Below are 18025 nucleotides of genomic sequence, written 5' to 3' on the forward strand. Positions count from 1 at the left end.
GGATTTTTCGGGGAGGAACGAGTCGGAAAATCTTACTGCGAGCGAGTGGCCCGGCCGTTCGCGGCCGGGCCAACGACCGTTAGTGCACCTCGGCGGCGACCTCATCTTCCAGGTCGTGGCCACCTTGGAACTGCGTCATGTACAGCTCGTAGTACGCGCCGCGGCGTTTGAGCAGCTCCTCGTGGTTGCCGTGTTCGACGATGTCCCCGTCCTCCATGACCAGGATGGTGTGGGCGTCGCGGATGGTGGAGAGCCGGTGCGCGATGACAAACGACGTCCTGTCCGTGCGCAGCGCCGCCATGGCGTGCTGGACGAGGAGTTCGGTGCGGGTGTCCACGGAGGACGTGGCCTCATCCAGGATCAACAGTGACGGCTTCGCGATGAAGGCGCGTGCAATCGTGAGCAGCTGTCGTTCGCCGGCGGAGACTGTGCCGCCGTCTGCGTCGATCACGGTGTCGTAGCCGTCGGGCAGCTGCCGGACGAACCTATCCACCATGGTGGCCTCGGCCGCGGCAACTATCTCCTCGTCGGTGGCGTCGAGACGCCCGTAACGGATGTTCTCGCGGATGGTGCCCTCAAACAGCCAGGCGTCCTGGAGCACCATGCCGACTTGGGCGCGCACCTGCTCGCGGGACAGCTCGCGGGTATCCACGCCGTCGAGCATGATCCGCCCGCCGGTGAGCTCGTAGAAGCGCATGACGAGGTTGACCAGCGTGGTCTTGCCGGCGCCGGTGGGACCCACAATGGCCACCGTCTGGCCCGGTTCCACCGTGAAGGACACGTCGTGGATCAGCGGTGTCTCGGGCGAGTAGCTGAAGGAGACGTTCTCAAAGCGCACATGCCCGTCGGTCTGCGCGGGCAGCAGCTCGGAATCCTCTTCCTCTTCCTGCTCCTCTGCGTCGAGAATCTCAAAGGTCCGTTCGGCCGAGGCGACACCGGATTGGATCATGTTGGCAATACCCGCCATCTCGCCGATGGGCTGGGAGAACTCGCGCGAGTACTGGATGAACGCGGTGGCATCGCCGAGCGTCATCTGCCCCGTGGCCACGCGCAGTCCGCCGACGACGGCGACCAGCACGTAGGAGAGGTAGGAGACGAACTGCATGGCCGGCATGATCATGCCGGAGACAAACTGTGCGCCGAAGGAGGCCTTAAACAGGTGGTCGTTGCGGTCGTCGAATTCGGCCAGCATTTCCTCGTCACGTCCGTAGGCACGGACCAGCTCGAGGCCGGAGAACGTCTCCTCAATGTGGCCGTTGAGTGAACCGGTGTGCTTCCACTGGGCCGCGAAGAGTTTCTGCGAGCGTGTGCCGATGATGCCGGCGACGACGGCGGACAGTGGCAGGGCAATCAGTGCGATGAGCGCCAGCTGCCACGAGACGATGAACATCATGACGCCGATGCCGATCACCGTCAGTGCGGACTGCACCAGTTGCGAGAAGGCCTGTTGCAGCGCGGCTTGGATGTTGTCGACGTCGTTCGTCACCCGGGACATCAGGTCCCCGCGCTGGCGGGTGTCGAAGTACCCCAGCGGCAGGCGGTTGAGTTTGCGTTCAATGTCCTCGCGCAGGCGGAACACCACGCGCATGACGAGGGCGTTCAACAGGTAGCCCTGCAGCCACATGAGCGTGGAGGCCACCATGTACAGGGCCAGCACAAACACGATTAACCGGCTCAGCTGGACAAAGTCGATGCCGGCGCCGGGGACCAGGTTGGTTTTGGCGAGCATGTCGGCGAACTGGTCGTTGCCTTCGGCGCGCAGGCCCGCAACGACAGTCTCCAGCGGCACACCGGCCGGCAGCTGCGAACCAATCACGCCGTTGAAGATGACATCCATGGCCTGCCCCAGGATCTTCGGGGCAATCACGGTCAGCACCACCGAGCCCGCCACGAGGGCAATGACCACGGAGAACATGACGCGTTCCGGGCGCAGCAGCCCCACGAGCCGCTTCACCGAGGGCCAGAAGTGCTCGGCTTTCTTGGCGGGGGTGCCGCCAAACATGTCGCCGTCCGCCTCGCTCGGCTTGTACTCGGGGGTGAGCTCTTCTTCAAGCTCTTCAAGTTCGACGGCGGACGAAGACTTGGGTGCCACACCTGTAGCCTTCTGGTCCTTGCCTTTGCGCGCCATCAGGCTGCTCCTTCAATGCTCAGCTGCGATTGAACAATTTCGCGGTAGGTTTCGTTGCTCTCGAGCAGTCCGTCGTGGGTGCCGGTGCCCACGATTTCGCCGCCGTCGAGCACGATGATGTGGTCGGCCTCCCGGATCGTTGATATCCGCTGGGCCACGATGATGACAGTGGCACCTTCCGTGGCGCCGTGGAGGGATTCGCGCAGCCGCTGGTCGGTGGCAACGTCGAGGGCCGAGAAGGAATCGTCGAACAAGAATATGCGCGGACGGGCTGCGAGCGCACGGGCAATGCACAGCCGCTGCCGCTGCCCGCCGGAGACGTTGGTGCCGCCCTGGGCGATGGGCGTGGCCAACTGTTTGGGCTTTTCTTCCACAAAGTCCTTGGCCTGGGCCACGGTCAGCGCATGCCACAGATCGCCGTCGTCCGCGTCGGGGCGACCAAACTTCAGGTTCGAGGCAACCGTACCGGAGAACAGGTACGGCTTTTGTGGGACCAGTCCCACGAGGCCGGCCATCTGCTTGCGGCTGAGCTCGCTGACATCGACACCGCCAATGCGCACGGACCCGTCCTGCGGATCAAACAGGCGCGGGATGAGGTTGAGCAGCGTTGACTTGCCGGAGCCGGTGGATCCGACGATCGCCGTCGTTTTCCCGGCCTCGGCCGTGAATGTGACGTTGTTTAGGACGGGACGCTCGGCCCCGGGATAGCCGAAGGACACCGCTGAAAATTCGACGGCGTGACTCACCGGCAGTTCCCGGCCCGCCGGCACTGCGAGGCTGGGCTCGGCTGTAAGGACGTCATCGAGGCGTTCGGCGGAGATGGCTGCGCGCGGGATCATCATGACCATGAAGACGCCCATCATGACGGCGACCAGGATTTGCAGGAGGTACTGCAGGAATGCGGTGAGCGAACCAATCTGCATCTGGCCGGCGTCGACCCGGTGCCCGCCAAACCACAGCACGGCGGCGGTGGCCAGGTGCAAGATCATCATGATGAGAGGGAACATCAGCACGAACAAGTTGCCCACGCGCACGGAGACGCGGGTGAGGTTCAGGTTGGCGTCGCGGTACCGTTCGGCTTCAAACTTCTCCCGCACAAAGGCGCGGATGACCCGGATGCCCGTGATCTGCTCGCGCAGCACGCCGTTGACGGTGTCGATCCGGTCCTGCATTTCACGGAACAGAGGCAGCAGCTTGACCACGAGGAAGCCCACCACAATGAACAGCAGCGGCACGGACACCCACAAGAGCCAGGACAGGCCCACGTCTTCGCGCAGCGCCATGACGATCCCGCCAATGCACATGATGGGCGTGGACACCATGAAGTTCAACGCCATGAGCACCAGCATCTGTACCTGTTGGACGTCGTTGGTGTTGCGTGTGATCAGCGTGGCAGTGCCGAAGCGGCTCACATCCAGGGCGCCGAGGGCGTTGACACGGTAGTACACTTCGCGGCGCAGGTCTCGGCCAATCGCCATGGCGGTGCGGGCGCCAAAGTAGATGCCGCCGATCGCTGCGGCCACTTGGACGAAGCAGACGATGATCATGGTGACACCTGTAGACCAGATGAAGTCGGTGTCGCCCTTGGAGATGCCCTGGTCGATGATCTGGGCGTTGAGGCTGGGCAGGTACAGGGCGGCGATGGTGGAGATCAGTTGCAGCACAAGCACTGCAATGATCCACGACCAATACGGCTGTGCATGGCGGATTGCCAGGCGAAGAAGTTTCACGAAGGGATCCCATTCGAATATACGTTTGAATCTCGGGGTACCAACATTAAACACCCCGTCCGGGGCAATCACAAGTGATTTTTTATGGCGCCGGTCGGGGTCTCCCGCCCGGCCCTCGCCATACTCCTGCCCACCCCGTTGCCCGGCCCTCGCTCTACTCCTGCCCGCCCCGTGAACTCGCAGTTAATGCCGCCGGATGAGGATTTGAAGGCATTAACTGCCACCTGACCGACGGGTCAGTTGGTGGGCGGCTTCGTCTCGCCGGTGGAGCGCGCAAAATCTATTTGCCTAGCAGTTCGCGCAACGCGAACTGCCTCCGTTCTCAGCACGTCTCAGCACGCGGGGAGCCGGGCCGCGCAGCCTGTCCCCGTTCTCGGCGGCGGTTGTGCCGTCCAGGCTCATGCTGGCCGCCGGGCGCCGACCTTTGCGGCAGGTGCTGACCCCGGAGGCGGACATTCATCAATTGCCACGCCCGGAAGTCGGTGCGCGTTGCGGCTGCAAACGCGCCCGAATCACCAGCGCCCCGCCGCTGCGTGGGCCACGCACCCGAGGCACCCGCTGCGAGGGACGAACAGTGGGAGGCCCCAGGCGAGAATCAGTTGAGCGTCCCGGTCACTTTTTCTGCGGCGGCGCGGATGGCTCCGGAGCCCACCAAGCGGTCGGCCTCTTCAAGTTCCGGGGACAGGAAACGGTCGGAACCCGGACCCTGGACCGTCGCACGAAGCACCTCAAGCACAGCAGCGCCGGCCGGTCCGGGGACCAGTTCGCCGTCGGACATGGCAGTGCGCATGTCAATGGCACGGGTCGCCGCAACGAGTTCAATGGCGAGCACGCGGCGCAGGTTTTCCACGGAGCGGCGCAGCTTGCGGGCGGCATGCCAGCCCATCGACACATGGTCCTCCTGCATGGCGGAGCTGGGGATCGAATCCACGGAGGCGGGGACGGCAAGGCGCTTGGAGTCCGAGACGAGCCCGGCCTGCGTGTACTGGGCGATCATGAGACCCGAATCCACGCCGGGGTCGCCGGCCAGGAAGGCGGGCAGGCCGTGCGAGCGGGCTGGGTCGAGCATGCGGTCGGTGCGGCGCTCCGCGATGGAGGCTACGTCCGCGGAAACAATGGCCAAAAAGTCAAGCACGTACGCCACGGGGGCGCCGTGGAAGTTGCCGTTGGAGGAGACGCGGCCGTCGGGCAGCACCACGGGGTTGTCGATCGCGGCGGCGAGCTCGCGGGTGGCGACCATGAGGGCGTGGTCTACGGTGTCGCGGGCGGCGCCGGCCACCTGCGGGGCGCAGCGCAGCGAATAGGCGTCCTGCACGCGGGAATCGCCCACCCGGTGCGAGGCCACGATGGGCGAGTTGGCGAGAACGGCCAGCATATTCTCCGCACTCAACGCCTGGCCGGGGTGCGGGCGCAGCTCCATGTGCAGCTCGGGCAGGAACACCTGGTCGGTGCCCAGCAGGCCCTCAACGCTGAGCGCGGCAGTGATGTCCGCCGTTGTGAGAAGCAGGCGGAGGTCGGCGATGGCCATGAGCAGCATGCCGAGCATGCCGTCGGTGCCGTTCACGAGTGCCAGCCCCTCCTTTTCGGCGAGCTCCACCGGCGTGATGCCGGCCTCGGCGAGCAATTCGGAGACGGGGCGCTCCCCGTTGCCGCCGAAGTGCGTGCCGTCCGGCCCAACGGCCTCGCCCTCCCCCATCAGTACCAGTGCGCAATGCGAGAGCGGCGCGAGGTCACCGGAGCAGCCGAGCGAGCCGAATTCGCGGACCACGGGGGTGATGCCGGCGTTGAGCACATCCACCATGGTTTCCAGCACCACGGGGCGCACGCCGGTCCGGCCGGAGGCGAGGGTTTTGGCGCGCAGGAACATCAGCGCACGCACCACCTCGCGTTCCACGGCCGGCCCCATGCCGGCGGAGTGGCTGCGAATGAGCGACTTCTGCAGTTGCGTGCGCATGTCCTGCGGGATGTGGCGGTTGGCCAGCGCGCCGAATCCCGTGGAGATGCCGTAGGCCGGGGTGTCGGAGTGGGCCAGCTTTTCAATGTGTTCCCTGACCCGTTCGACGCCGGCCAGCGCCTCCGCGCTGATCACCACCTTGGCATTGTGGCGGGCCACGGCGATGACGTCCTCGGGGGTGACCCCGGTTGAGGAGAGCGTTACTTCTTGGGACAAAACGGTGGCGGTCATGGCGGATCCTTTTCAGTGGCACGGTCTTACCTGCCACTATTGCGCTTAACCGCGCGGAAGTCTGCCGCTTTCCGGTCGGGCTGTCCGGTATGCAAGACACACCCTTCATTGGCTTCCGACGCTCCTGCACATGTGGGGCGTTTCCAGCCAACGCTCCTGCTGCTCCGGGCAGCCAACGGAGCGGGATTAACTCATACCAGGCGACGCCGTAGTGGACACTCTTAGTAAACGCGGGGGTAGTTGTTGCCAAATGCGGCCGGTAGACCGGCGTCGCTTGGTAACAGCTACCCCCCGAACCAGTCGGTGGCTCCCGGGTGGAGCCCGTTGGTTTCTCCACAGCCCCTACAAGTTGCACCCTCGCCCACATTTCGCCCATTGGGCCTGTCACTCAAGCGCCATGGGTCCCACTATTGGACAATGAGCAGCTTTCAAGTTCCACCATTCATTACTCCCTCAAGTAAATTCGCCGACGAGCACTCAGCCCGGAGGCTTGCCCGGCAGGCTGAATCCGGAAAATTGGAGCGGGTGCGCCGGGGCTTTTACCTCCCCACAGAGGTTTGGGACGCACTCAAACCCTGGGAAAAGTATCGAGTCCGCATTCAGGCTGTCCACGAGTCTGCCGAAAGCCCTCCGGTCTTTGCCCGCGAATCCGCTGCCCAGATCATGGGCCTGCCCATCATCGGTGTACCCGAGGAAGTGCAGACTGTTGTCCCACCCGGCAAGAATGGCGGCCAAAGCAACCGCGGCGTCCGGCGCATCAATGCCCTCGAAGGGGATCCACCGCCCTGGCAGATGTTCGGAATGCGGCTGACCCCGCCACCCCAAACAGCTCGGGACCTTGCCGTTCGCCTGCCTCTCACCGGATCCTTACCCTCCATGGACAAGCTTCTACAACGTAAGTTGCTCGATGATTCCCCCACGGACCAGCAACGCTTCTTCACGGCGGACGACGTCGCCTCAGCCAGCAGCTTGCTTCCCTACAGGACCCAGCGCCACCGTGTTGAGAGAGTGCTCAGCGTCGCAGACCCACTTTCTGGATCTCCGGGCGAATCCTTCAGCCGGGCCATCATGATTGAACAAGGATTCCCACTTCCCGCACTGCAGGTTCCCTTCTCGGACAGCCGAGGATTCATCGGCCGGCCCGACTTCGATTGGGAGGAATGCAAGACACTCGGCGAGTTCGACGGCTACGAAAAGTATTCAGCCCAGCGATACTTGAAGGGAAAGACTCCCTCCGAAGTCGTGGTGGACGAGAAGAACCGTGAGAACAGGCTTCGCGCCAAAGGCTACAACGTGGTGCGGTGGGTTTGGGATGACCTGAAGGACAGCCGCAGGCTCATTCGGCTTCTCCACGAGGCCGGCTTGCCATCAAAATGGCCCAGCTGAGGGGGTTGATATGACCCAACGCCGCCGTTGTGGACACTCTTAGTAAACGCGGGGGTAGTTGTTGCCAAATGCGGCCGGTAGACCGGCGTCGCTTGGTAACGACTACCCCCGGGCGTCAAAAGTTACCCCCGGGCGTCAATATCGCGCCATGCCAGGACCGAATCAGCCGTCCCGGCGGCCGTGAATCCTTGTGGACAGCTCCCCTGCAACCTTGGTGACGCGGGCGGCCAGGGCGGGCCACTGCTCGGCGGGCACCTTTTCCTCCAGGAACGTCACGGCGACGGCGGCAACCGGCCAGCCGAGGTGGTCGGTCACGGCGGCGGCAACCGAGGCGAACCCGTCGGTGACTTCCCCGCTTTCGGTGGAGTAGCCGCGAATCCGCACCTGGTCCAGGTGCGCCGAGAGTGTTGAGTACTTCACGATGGGGGAAGGAACTTCTGTGCGTGAGCTAAACGCAGCCGCGTTGGGATACAGCGCCCTGACCTGGGACTTGGGCAGTGCCGCCAGAATGGCCCGGCCGCTGGCGGTGAGGTGGCTGGGCAGTCGCACGCCGACGTCGGTCACTAGTGACGGGCGGTTCTTGGCCCGCTCCTCAACAATGTAAAGCACATCGCGCCCGTGCAGCACGGCCAGGTGGGCGCTTTCGCCAATCTTGTCCACCAACGAGGCGAGCAGCGGCCGGCCAAGCCTGGACAATGGCTCCTGCCGCGAATACGCACTGCTGAGTTCAAACGCCGCCACACCGAGGCCGTAGCGCTGCTCCTCGTGCAGGTGCATGACAAATCCGCTCTGCTCCATAACACCGAGCAGGTGGTAAACGCTGGATCGCGGAAGTTCCAACGACGTCGCGATCGTCGATGCCGCCAGCGGCCCGCGCTTGGCGGACAGCAATTTCAGGATGCGCAGCGTGTTCTCTGCGGCAGGCACTTTGGAGGGCTTGCGTTCAGTGGTTGTCATGGTCCCCTCATCGTTGGCCCAAATCGCCATGGGTCTTTGCACAATATAGAATACTGCAGTCTGCAATCCCAGATTCTTGGGCCTTTTGGGGCGCTTTTCGCCCATTTCCACCTGAATGAGTGACACCACTCACGCCAGCGGCGCCCAGAGCGACGCCGGCCACCTCGCACACCGTGTTAGAAAGCTCACGCATGAACACCAAGGGATCCGTCCTGACCCGTGGCTTGAACGCCCGCCACATCCGCTTCATGGCGTTGGGATCCGCCATCGGCACCGGCTTGTTCTACGGTTCCTCCAGTGCCATCCAAAAGGCCGGCCCCGCGGTTCTGCTGGCTTACATCATCGCGGGCGCGGCCGTGTTCATGGTGATGCGGGCACTCGGCGAGCTGGCTGTGCGACACCCCGTCTCAGGCTCCTTCGGCCAATACGCCAGCCGCTATCTGGGCCCGCTTGCCGGATTCATTACCGGCTGGACATATGTTTTTGAAATGGCCATCGTTGCCATCGCCGACGTCACGGCCTTCAGCATCTATATGGGCTTCTGGTTCCAGGACGTGCCACGCTGGATTTGGGTGCTGGCCATCATCTTCTTCCTGGCTGCCGTGAACCTACTCAGCGTGAAGGTGTTCGGCGAGCTGGAATTCTGGTTCACGCTCATCAAGGTCTCAGCCATCATCGCCATGATCGCCGGCGGCGCCGCCATCATCGTGTTCGGCTTCCAGCTGGAGGGTGCACAAACCGCAGCCGGCCTCGGCAATCTGTTCAACAATGACGGTTTCATGCCGAACGGCTGGGTGGGGCTCCTGGCCGCGTTCGCCGTCGTCATGTTTGCCTTTGGCGGCATCGAAACCATCGGCGTCACCGCCGGTGAGGCCGAGAACCCCGGCAAGTCCATCCCCGCCGCCGTGAACACGGTGCCCCTGCGCATCCTGCTGTTCTACGTACTGACCCTCGGCGTGCTCATGAGCCTGGTCCCGTGGAATGAAATCACCGGCGAAACCAGCCCGTTCGTGCAGATCTTTGATTCGCTCGGCATCCCCATGGCAGCGCACATCCTGAACGCGGTCGTCATCACGGCGGCGCTCTCGGCGATCAACTCCGACATTTTCGGCGCCGGCCGCGTGCTGTTCGGCCTGTCCCAGCAGGGCCACGCACCCGCCGTCTTTGGCCGCATCTCCCGGCGCGGCGTGCCGTGGATGACCGTCATGCTGATGACCGGGGTGCTGCTGGTGGGCGTCGTCTTGAACGCCACCATCCCCGAGGACGTCTTCCTGCTCATCGCCTCGATCGCCACGTTCGCGACCGTGTGGGTGTGGATCATGATCCTCGCCTCGCACGTGGCCATGAAGCGCGAAATCGCCCGCAACAACTTGGCCCCGTCGGCATTCCCGGTCCCGTTCTGGCCGCTCGCCTCGGTCCTGACAGGCGTGTTCATGCTGGGCATCATCGTACTGCTGGGCGTCTACCCCGACACCCGCGTGGCCCTGTACGTCGGTGCCGCGTGGCTGGTGTTGCTGACTGTTGCGTTCCAGCTGTGGGTCCGTGGTGATGGACGACGGCGGCCCGACCTTTTCGATGAAACCCCGCCCGCCGCCGTGGTCTCCCAGGCGCCAGTCACGGCAGTCAAGTAGCCGCTACTCCGGTTCGACGTCGGTCAGCACCACGGCGCTGCGGGCGAAATGACGGACCTTGGAGTCGTCCCAGAGTTGGGCGGGCATGGCTCCGCCGAGCAGGACTCGAGGCAGTCCGGCACCGTCCCCGAGCGTGGCATCGCTGCCGGCGATGATGATGTTGCCTGAACGCCGCCCCTTCAGCATGGGCGGGTCGGCAATGATGGCGGTGTGCTTAAACGCCGCGGCAATCGTGGCAGCCTCGCGCCGTGCGGTGGCCAAGGCGGAGGAATCGCCGCAGTTCACAACGTAGACGCCGCCGGGACCAAGAACTTTTTTGGCGGCTGCCGTGAACTCGGAAGTGGTCAGTGCAACCGGGGTCTTGGATCCGGCAAAGACGTCGCGGATGATCAGGTCCCGGCTGGCTTCGGTCAGCGATTCCGTGACCTCGCGGGCCTCACCCACCCGGATCTTCATGAGGGGTGCGCGGGGCAGCTCAAACCAGTCGCGGACGTAGTTGGCGAGCTGACCGTCGATCTCCACCACCACGTTGCGGGAGTTCGGGTAGGCAGCCACAAGGTAGCGCGGCATCGAGCAGGCGGCGCCGCCGAGGCTCAGCGTGCGCAACTTCTCGCCGGACGCCCAGCGGTCCTCCACCAGCGCCATAATCCAGCGCATGTATTCGAATTCCAGGCGCAGGGGGTCGGCCAGGTCAACGTGGGAGCTTTGCACGCCGTTGAGCATGAGCAGCCAACCGTTAGGGTTGTCGCCGTCGGGGATCAGCTCCGCCGTGCCGGTGTCGGTCCGAAAGGTCCCGGCCACGGGCCCCTTGGCCGCGGTCCCTCTCACGGAGCCTTCGGGTTCAACAGCACCATTTTTGGTTGTCCGCTTGCGGCCCATCAGGACAGCTCAACGGGTTGATAGGCGGTGGTGCACGGAAGAATGTTCACCCTGCCAGCGTAGCCGAGGGAACCACCTGACCCGTCGCTCCGCGAACCATCCGGACCTCGGGAAGGCTGTGCCATTCCGGCGGCATCAGCTTCCGTGCCCCGTCCACAACAAAACCATTCTTGGCATAAAAGGCCTGGGCGCGAGGGTTGTCTTCCAAGACCCAAAGGAAGGCCGCATCCGCACCGATGAGCGCGTCGAGCAGCAGTTGCCCGGCCCCGCGGCCATGAACGCGGGCCAGCGTGTAAATCCAGTGCAGTTCAAGGGCTGTAGGGGCATCGGCGTCACGTGCGGGACCCGCACCTGCCACCCCGACCAGCCCATCGTCGTCGTATGCCAGCATGGGTATGCGTCCGGCCAGAAGGTTGCCACGGAAGCTCTCCACCCGCGAGACCAGGGTCCGCCGGCGCATCTCAAAGAACTCCGGCGGCAGGTGCCTGCCATACGCCTCCTCATGACAACGCAGGTGCAGACGCATCACGGCTTCCGCATCCTCAGGGGTGGCGGCTCGCAGCAATATGGTCATTCCGCCAGCGTAGTCCAGTGCCCATGACGGCTCTTCAGCGCACCACGGCGATCGCGAAGCCGTCCCAGCCCTTCGACCCCGCGGTCTGGATGGCGGTGGCGTCCAGCGCCGGGCTGGCGCCCATGAACTCCAGCGCCGCCCTAATGGCTCCGGCGTCGGGATCGGAAACAGGGTCCAGAATGGCCCCTTCCCACACCACGTTGTCCATGACTATCACGGCCCCGGGCCGGGTCAGGCGCAGCGCCCACTTGAGGTATTCGACGTTGTTGGCCTTGTCCGCATCGATGAACACAAAGTCGTACGGTTCCCCGCCGTCCAAGGTAACCAGCGTGTCCAGCGCGGCCCCCACACGGATGTCGACCATGGGCCCGAACCCGGCCGCGTCAATGTTCCGCCGGGCCACGGAGGCATGCTCCGGCAGGAACTCGCACGTGGTGACATGGCCGCCGTCGGGCATCCCCCGGGCAAGCCAAATGGTGCTGAAACCAGCCAGCGTGCCAATCTCCAATACCCGGCGTGCACCGCTAATCCGGGCCAGCAGCATGAGCAGCTTCCCGGCGGTGGGCGCCACCTCGATCCGTGGCATGCCTGCGGCGTCGATGCTCTCGATCACGGCGGCCATGCCCGGCCCGCCGTGGACCAGCGTCTGGGATAGAAACTCCTCAACCTCGGCCCAACCGGGCCTGCGCTGATGCTCAACCATGATCCCAGCGTAGGCCCCCGAGGGACCCAAAACGAGCGCAGCGAGTTTGGGGAGGGGGACACGCGGAAGGCCCCCCAAGGGACCCAAAGCGAGCGCAGCGAGTTTGGTTGGGGAGGGGGACACGCGGTAGGCCCGTTCCGGCAGCGGGCAAAGGGCCAAAGGCGACAGCCTGCAGGCTCAGCCCTCGACGGCGGCAAGCAGCCGTGCATTGACCGCGTCGGCTTCGCGCGAGACAGCACGGCCCAGCTCCGCGGCAGCCGAGGCATAGGAAGGAGAGCCAAGGACGGTTGTGACGGCCTCGGCAATCCGCGCGGACGATGCCCCGCGCGGAACCGTGCGGCCGGCGCCGTGGACTCTCACCCTCACGGCGTTGTCGGCCTGGTCTCGGCCATGGTGCAGCACGACGAGCGGCAGTCCGGCAGCCAGCGCCTTCATGACCGTGCCGTGGCCGCCGTGGGTGACAACGAGGCTGGCGCGGCGCATGACTTCCGCGTGCGGTGCGGCGGCCACCACCACAACATTCGCGGGCGCAGTGAGATCGGAAATCGCAAGAGCCGGCCCCGTGGTCACCAGGCCCCGCACGGGCAGGGTCCCGAGTGCGTCGATGATGCGTTGGAGGCACTGCACATGGTTTTGGAAGGTGGAGGACATGGCAACCAGCACCAACGGGTCCTCACCCTCAGGCTCCGTCCAGCTCACATCTGCGGCCCAGGCCGGATCGTCCAGGACCGGCCCCAGATAGCGGGCATTCGCCGGTAGTTCCGCGAGAAAGTCAAACGCCTCGGAGGAGAGAATCAGCTGCAGCCTCGCATGCTGCAGCTGCTCCCAGATGGTCGCGATCGGGCCAAGTCCGTACCCGGAGCGCAACGCATTCGCGGGTGCCAGCGCATACCTGTCGAACATCGCGTTGACGCCGGACTGCACCATGCGGTCCCGCAAACGCCCCAACGGACCACCCATCGGTGCGAGCCCGGCACCGCCCGGCGGCCTGCCCTTCGCCGGCAGCGGGTAGACGTTGGGCAACAGGACATCAAACGGAACCCCTTTGCCCTCAGCAGCGATCATGGCGCCGAGGGCAAAGAACGAGGTCAGCACCAGCTCGGGCCGTGTGCCGTCGATCGCGTGCGCCACGTCCCGCGCCTGGCTCGGCCCCGGTCCCGTGATCATGTGCTCGACCGTGTTGCGTGCAAGGCTCAGCGGCGATTGCCTGCCCCAGTCGTGCAACTCCCCCGCCGGCGGCCCCGTCCACGGTAAAAACGCGGCTCCCGTGCCCCGGGTCTGCCCCGCCATCGACTGATCGGCCAGCACCGTGACGTGGTGCCCCCGCTCCACCAGCCGCCGCGCAACGCCAAGTTCCGGAGGTACCGTGCCGCCGCCGTCGGTCAGTGCGAAGAGGTATTCGCGGACTGCGATGGCACTGCTGCCACCCGTGCTGCTGTGGTGGGGCTCATGGCCGGTCATGGTGCAATGCTACGCCCGCCCACATCCGCTGTCCTGCGTGGAATTACGGAGTTTTTCCACGCACGACGCCGGTCAGTCACCAAGCGTGTCGAGCGCACCTTCCAGCCGGGTCACCTTGCCGCTGAGTTCACCGGTGTGGCCGGGGCGGATGTCGGCTTTCAAGACCAGGGAGACGCGGGAACCGTAGCGGGCCACGGCCTCGGTTGCGCGCTTGACCACGTCCATGACCTCATCCCATTCACCCTCTATTTCGGTGAACATGGAGCTGGTGTGGTTGGGCAGGCCCGATTCTCGCACCACCTTAACGGCAGCGGCGACGGCTGTGTGGACGGAGGCGTCGTCACCCGTGCCTGCCGGCTCCTCAATCGGGGTTCCGCTGGGCGCCACTGAAAATGCCACGATCATGATTCTCTCCTCATTATTAACGGGTGTGTCCGGCTTCCATTATCGCCGCCCGGCCATCCTTAGCGGGTGTGGGTAGCGAAGGGATTCGCACAGCAGTCAGGGAACGCCGAGCAGCCGCAGCCCCGCGGCGGCGGCCGCGCCAACAATGACCACCACCAGGAACGGGGCCTTGAGCCAGAGCGCAATGGCCGCCGCCACGAGTGCGCCGAGCCTGGCATCCGCCACCACCGAGGTGCCGCTGGCCGCCGCATTCACCACCGTGAGGGATGCCAGGAGCCCGATGGTGAGTGTGCCCGCCACCCGGGACATGCGCGGATTCGCCAACACCTTGGCCGGAACAAGATAGCCCAGCAGCTTCGTCAGGTAACCCAAAACCACGGCAACCAGCAGCCAAAACCACAAACTCATGGCGTCTCCCCCTTGGGACTTGCACCTGGGGCACCGGTTCCGCTCGTTCCGGCACTCTGCGCACCTTGGGCACCGGTTCCCTGGGCGTCCAGCTCGCGGGCACCGGCGGCGTGCTCGTCGTCCGCATGCCTGTACGGCTCAATGTCAGGCTCCATGCCGTCGTCAACATGGCCAGGCGCGTGGTCCGGCGTGCCACCGTTGCGGAACCAGCCGATGAGCCCAGCCACCAGGGCAGCCACTAAAATCGGCACACCCGGGGGCACAAAGGGAACCGCAAGCAGCGTCACCACGGCACAGACCACGGCGATCGCGGCCGGCTGGAACGCCTTGATGCGCGGCCACAACAGGCCAAGGAACGCTGCCACGGCGGCACCGTCCAGGCCCCCCACTGCTTGGGGTCGCCCAGCGCATCACCCAGCACCGCACCCACCGCCGTCATAATATTCCACAACAGGAATATACCCAGACCGGCAACCCAGAAGCCCCGCTTTTGCTCGGCAGGATCGCTCTGGCCGGTGGCCGTCGCCGTGGATTCATCGATCGTGACGTGGGCTGCGGCAAAGCGGCGCCAACCCGTGGGCCGCAGCAGGGCGTTGAGCTGCATGCCGTAAACACCGTTGCGGATGCCCAACAGCGCCGAGGCACTCATGGCGGCAACGCCGGTCCCGCCGGCCGCAATGACACCGATGAAGGCAAATTGCGAGCCGCCGCTAAAGAGCAGCAGGCTCAGCACCATGGTCTGCCAAAAGCTCAGCCCCGACGCCACGGACAGCGCGCCGAAGGAGACCCCGTACAGGCCGGTGGCGATCGCGATCGAGGCGCCGATCTTCGCCGCCGGGGAGGCCTTCAGGGATTGCAGCAGTGCCTGTCTGCTCACTGCGGCACAACGATGGGCATGGTGTGCGTGTCGATGGGCTCATCCGACAGGCTCAGGTGTTCGGTGCCATGCAAGGCGTCAGCGGCCCGAACCAGGGCCAGGTGGGAGAAGGCCTGTGGGAAGTTCCCCGCCATCCGACCCTGCACCATGTCGTACTCCTCGCTGAGGAGCCCCAGTTCGTTGGCGAGCCCCACCAGGGTGTCCATCAGGGCGAAGGCATCCTTGCGGCGGCCCGTATGCGCATACTGCTCAACCAACCAGAAGGAGCAGGCGAGGAACGGGTGTTCGCCGGGCGCCAGGCCGTCCAGTCCGGAAGCGGTCTGGTAGCGCAAGATCAGCCCGTGCTCATCAACAAGTTCGGCTTCCAGTGCGGCAACCGTGCCCAGCATCTCAGGGGAGCTGTACCCCACAAATCCCACTTGCGGCAGGACTAGGAGTGAGGCGTCCGTGGTGGTGCCGCCGTACGTTTGCGTGAAGGTGTTCAGTTCCTTGTTGAAGCCGAATTCGAGGATTTCTGCACGCAACTTTTCACGGAGTTCCGCCCACCGCTCAACAGGCCCTGCCAGGCCGTGGTCCAGTACGGCCCGCACGGCACAGTCGAACGCGGCCCACATCATGACGCGCGAATGTGTGAAGTGCAGCAGGTCCCCGCGCATTTCCCAGATGCCGTGGTCCTTGGCCTCAAGGTGCTTCTCAATGAATCCCAGCATGGCCTGCTGCAGCGGCCACGAGAAATGGTCCTCGTGCCCGCCCGCCAGGCGCAGCTTTTCCAGGGCCACCAGCACCTCGCCCACAACATCGGCCTGGTACTGGCCCACGGCACCATTGCCAATACGCACCGGCAGCGCACCCTCATAGCCGGGCAGATGCTCCAGTTCGCCCTCCGTCAGGTCCCGTTCGCCGGAGAGACCGTACATGATCTGCAGGTCCTCGGGGTCGCCGGCCACCGCACGCAGCAGCCAGTCACGCCATTTCAGCGCCTCATCCGCATAGCCGTGGGTCAGCATGGCCTCAAGCGTCAGGGCCGCATCGCGCAGCCAGCAAAAGCGGTAGTCCCAGTTTCGTGCGCCACCAAAATCCTCCGGCAGCGACGTGGTGGGGGCCGCCACAATGCCGCCGGTGTCCTCGTGCGTCAGCGCCCGCAACACCAGCAGCGAACGCTCCACCAGGTCCGCATACTTGCCGTCCTGGTTGTAGCGCGCGGCCCAGTCCTGCCAATATTTGGATGTCTGTGCCAGGGCCGAGTCGGTGTCGATGGCCACCGGAATCTTCCTGTGCGAGGGGTACCAGGTCAGCTCCTGCTCAACCCGCTCCCCTGCCCGCACGGTGAAGGTGCCTGCGTGTTCATGGTCGACGGCGTGTGGCAGCTCATCGCCGCGCAGCACCAGGGCGTCTGGTCCCGCAACGGCAATGATGGCCTCGGCGCCGTCTGCCTCCTCCACACGCCGCACCCAGGGCAGGACCTTGCCGTAGATCGGGCGGATGGTGATGTTTTGGCCAAACTCCACAAGGCCGTGCAGGCCTTCAATGCGGCGCACAATGGAGGCGCGGCGGTCACCCAACGGCATGAAGTCGGTGATCTTGGCGGAACCGTCGGGTGTTTCCCACACCGTTTCAAGGATGAACGTCCGATCCGCATAGCAGCGGTGCGCAACGGCAGCCTCCGGATGGGTGGGTGCCATGAGCCAGCGGCCGTGGTCGGATGTTCCCAGCAGAGCCGTGAACACTGCGGGTGAGTCAAACCGTGGAAAACACAACCAGTCGATGCTGCCATCCCGGCCCACCAGGGCGCCCGTGTGCAGATCTGACAGGAGTGCGTAGTCTTCAATTCTCGATGCCATGGTTCCATGCAACCACACGGCATACGCATCGGGTCAAGGGCGCCTGCATTTACAGGCGTGCCGCCAGCATTTCCCTGATCTCGCGCGGCACATTGGTGGTCACCTGGGCGACGCCCGCGCCAAGGCACAGCTGAAGTTCTGCTGCGGTGTTCACCGTCCACACCCGCAGGACGCGCCCGGCAGAAACCCAGCGGGCTACGTCCCCCGGGTGCTCACGCAGGTACTCGACGCCGGGCCCGGCAAGGTGGGCCACGCCGTCGTCCATCATCTGGTGACGCTGCCCTTGCTCCGCCGACTCCTCCGACCCAACAATTTCAAGGAGCTGGCAGAGCTGGGCCGGCGACACCCGCTGCGCCAAATATTTGACGGCCGCGGGGTGAAAGGACATGAAGGAAAGCTCGACGTTCCCGGCCGTCGAGGGCTCGGGGGTCCAGCCGTGGCCACGCAGGGTTTCCAGGGCGGCATCGACCAGAGCCGGATCAAAATTAGCAGCGTACTTGAACTCGATGGCGAGGCCGATGTTCCGCTGCGCGTCGGCAAGGATCTCCAGCAGCTCGGGCAGGGTCAGCAGCTGGTCCGTCTGGGAGCCGAATTCCGGCGGGATGGCGGCGCCGTGCCACGAACTGAAATCCAGCATGCGCAGCTGCGCTAGGGTCATTTCCGCCACGGGGCCGCTGCCATTGGAGGTCCGGTCCACGGTTTCGTCATGCAGCAGGACAAGGTGGCCGTCACCCGTGAGGTGGAGGTCGCACTCAACTCCGTCGGCGCCGTCGGCCAGGGCCTGTAAATAGGCGGCCCGGGTGTGTTCGGCGTAGGCGCCGCTGGAACCGCGGTGGGCAAAAATCTGAACCGTCATGGCT

Annotated in this window: 14 protein-coding genes and 1 pseudogene; 2 read left to right on the top strand and 13 right to left on the bottom strand. The window is 64.9% G+C overall.

Annotated elements, in window-relative coordinates; translation table 11 throughout:
- Window positions 1-79: 79 nt before the first annotated feature.
- From art_RS11870 to hutH, 3 genes are all read right to left on the bottom strand, one after another.
- On the bottom strand, window positions 80-2128 hold the full coding sequence (locus tag art_RS11870) for an ABC transporter ATP-binding protein (protein WP_038465172.1): 2049 nt from the start codon (window positions 2126-2128) through the stop codon (window positions 80-82).
- On the bottom strand, window positions 2128-3858 hold the full coding sequence (locus tag art_RS11875; protein WP_038465174.1) for an ABC transporter ATP-binding protein: 1731 nt from the start codon (window positions 3856-3858) through the stop codon (window positions 2128-2130). The genes art_RS11870 and art_RS11875 overlap by 1 nt, the downstream gene beginning before the upstream one ends.
- 595 nt (window positions 3859-4453) lie before the next feature.
- Complete coding sequence (gene hutH, locus art_RS11880) at window positions 4454-6043, bottom strand: histidine ammonia-lyase (RefSeq protein ID WP_038465176.1); 1590 nt, start codon at window positions 6041-6043, stop codon at window positions 4454-4456.
- Between the two features lie 417 nt (window positions 6044-6460).
- Here hutH and art_RS11885 point away from each other — a divergent pair, with 417 nt between their 5' ends.
- Entirely contained in the window at window positions 6461-7429 is a 969-nt protein-coding gene (locus tag art_RS11885; RefSeq protein ID WP_157875247.1) for a type IV toxin-antitoxin system AbiEi family antitoxin domain-containing protein, read from the top strand.
- A 162-nt stretch (window positions 7430-7591) separates the two neighbouring features.
- On the opposite strand, the gene art_RS11890 is transcribed toward art_RS11885, so the two are convergent.
- Window positions 7592-8386 (bottom strand): IclR family transcriptional regulator, encoded by a 795-nt coding sequence (locus tag art_RS11890; protein WP_038469904.1) that lies wholly within the window; start codon window positions 8384-8386, stop codon window positions 7592-7594.
- A gap of 191 nt (window positions 8387-8577) precedes the next feature.
- Between art_RS11890 and art_RS11895 the strand changes: the two genes are divergently transcribed.
- Window positions 8578-10017, top strand: a complete 1440-nt coding sequence (locus art_RS11895; RefSeq protein ID WP_052136363.1) for an amino acid permease — start codon at window positions 8578-8580, stop codon at window positions 10015-10017.
- Window positions 10018-10020: 3 nt separating this feature from the next.
- On the opposite strand, the gene art_RS11900 is transcribed toward art_RS11895, so the two are convergent.
- From art_RS11900 to art_RS11940, 9 genes and pseudogenes are all read right to left on the bottom strand, one after another.
- Window positions 10021-10896: a spermidine synthase gene (locus tag art_RS11900; RefSeq protein WP_038465178.1), complete on the bottom strand. Its 876-nt coding sequence runs from the start codon at window positions 10894-10896 to the stop codon at window positions 10021-10023.
- Window positions 10897-10942: 46 nt separating this feature from the next.
- Window positions 10943-11470, bottom strand: a complete 528-nt coding sequence (locus art_RS11905; protein WP_038465180.1) for a GNAT family N-acetyltransferase — start codon at window positions 11468-11470, stop codon at window positions 10943-10945.
- Window positions 11471-11504: 34 nt separating this feature from the next.
- Window positions 11505-12173 carry an O-methyltransferase gene (locus art_RS11910; RefSeq protein WP_038465182.1) on the bottom strand — a complete coding sequence of 223 codons (669 nt, stop codon included), beginning with the start codon at window positions 12171-12173 and terminating at the stop codon, window positions 11505-11507.
- A 177-nt stretch (window positions 12174-12350) separates the two neighbouring features.
- Window positions 12351-13634 carry a glycosyltransferase gene (locus art_RS11915; RefSeq protein ID WP_052136365.1) on the bottom strand — a complete coding sequence of 428 codons (1284 nt, stop codon included), beginning with the start codon at window positions 13632-13634 and terminating at the stop codon, window positions 12351-12353.
- A 72-nt stretch (window positions 13635-13706) separates the two neighbouring features.
- Window positions 13707-14039: a thiamine-binding protein gene (locus tag art_RS11920; protein ID WP_038465183.1), complete on the bottom strand. Its 333-nt coding sequence runs from the start codon at window positions 14037-14039 to the stop codon at window positions 13707-13709.
- A gap of 96 nt (window positions 14040-14135) precedes the next feature.
- Window positions 14136-14447, bottom strand: a complete 312-nt coding sequence (locus art_RS11925; protein ID WP_038465185.1) for an AzlD domain-containing protein — start codon at window positions 14445-14447, stop codon at window positions 14136-14138.
- Window positions 14444-15324: pseudogene (locus art_RS11930) on the bottom strand (AzlC family ABC transporter permease). The gene art_RS11925 and the pseudogene art_RS11930 overlap by 4 nt, the downstream one beginning before the upstream one ends.
- A complete protein-coding gene (locus art_RS11935) occupies window positions 15321-17183 on the bottom strand; it encodes a glycoside hydrolase family 15 protein (RefSeq protein WP_301537936.1) in 1863 nt (620 codons plus the stop codon). Before art_RS11935 ends, art_RS11930 begins: the two are co-directional and overlap by 4 nt.
- Before the next feature lie 31 nt (window positions 17184-17214).
- Window positions 17215-18021, bottom strand: a complete 807-nt coding sequence (locus tag art_RS11940) for a glycerophosphodiester phosphodiesterase family protein (RefSeq protein ID WP_038465187.1) — start codon at window positions 18019-18021, stop codon at window positions 17215-17217.
- Window positions 18022-18025: the final 4 nt, after the last annotated feature.

It is taken from the genome of Arthrobacter sp. PAMC 25486, from assembly GCF_000785535.1.
In the GTDB taxonomy this organism is placed as follows: Bacteria; Actinomycetota; Actinomycetes; order Actinomycetales; family Micrococcaceae; genus Specibacter.

Excerpts from the sequence above, each read along its gene's own strand:
- art_RS11870 (WP_038465172.1), bottom strand. The coding sequence starts at position 2,128 with ATGGCGCGCAAAGGCAAGGACCAGAAGGCTACAGGTGTGGCACCCAAG.
- hutH (WP_038465176.1), bottom strand. The coding sequence starts at position 6,043 with ATGACCGCCACCGTTTTGTCCCAAGAAGTAACGCTCTCCTCAACCGGG.
- art_RS11885 (WP_157875247.1), top strand. The coding sequence starts at position 6,461 with ATGAGCAGCTTTCAAGTTCCACCATTCATTACTCCCTCAAGTAAATTC.
- art_RS11890 (WP_038469904.1), bottom strand. The coding sequence starts at position 8,386 with ATGACAACCACTGAACGCAAGCCCTCCAAAGTGCCTGCCGCAGAGAAC.
- art_RS11895 (WP_052136363.1), top strand. The coding sequence starts at position 8,578 with ATGAACACCAAGGGATCCGTCCTGACCCGTGGCTTGAACGCCCGCCAC.
- art_RS11900 (WP_038465178.1), bottom strand. The coding sequence starts at position 10,896 with ATGGGCCGCAAGCGGACAACCAAAAATGGTGCTGTTGAACCCGAAGGC.
- art_RS11905 (WP_038465180.1), bottom strand. The coding sequence starts at position 11,470 with ATGACCATATTGCTGCGAGCCGCCACCCCTGAGGATGCGGAAGCCGTG.
- art_RS11910 (WP_038465182.1), bottom strand. The coding sequence starts at position 12,173 with ATGGTTGAGCATCAGCGCAGGCCCGGTTGGGCCGAGGTTGAGGAGTTT.
- art_RS11915 (WP_052136365.1), bottom strand. The coding sequence starts at position 13,634 with ATGACCGGCCATGAGCCCCACCACAGCAGCACGGGTGGCAGCAGTGCC.
- art_RS11920 (WP_038465183.1), bottom strand. The coding sequence starts at position 14,039 with ATGATCGTGGCATTTTCAGTGGCGCCCAGCGGAACCCCGATTGAGGAG.
- art_RS11925 (WP_038465185.1), bottom strand. The coding sequence starts at position 14,447 with ATGAGTTTGTGGTTTTGGCTGCTGGTTGCCGTGGTTTTGGGTTACCTG.
- art_RS11940 (WP_038465187.1), bottom strand. The coding sequence starts at position 18,021 with ATGACGGTTCAGATTTTTGCCCACCGCGGTTCCAGCGGCGCCTACGCC.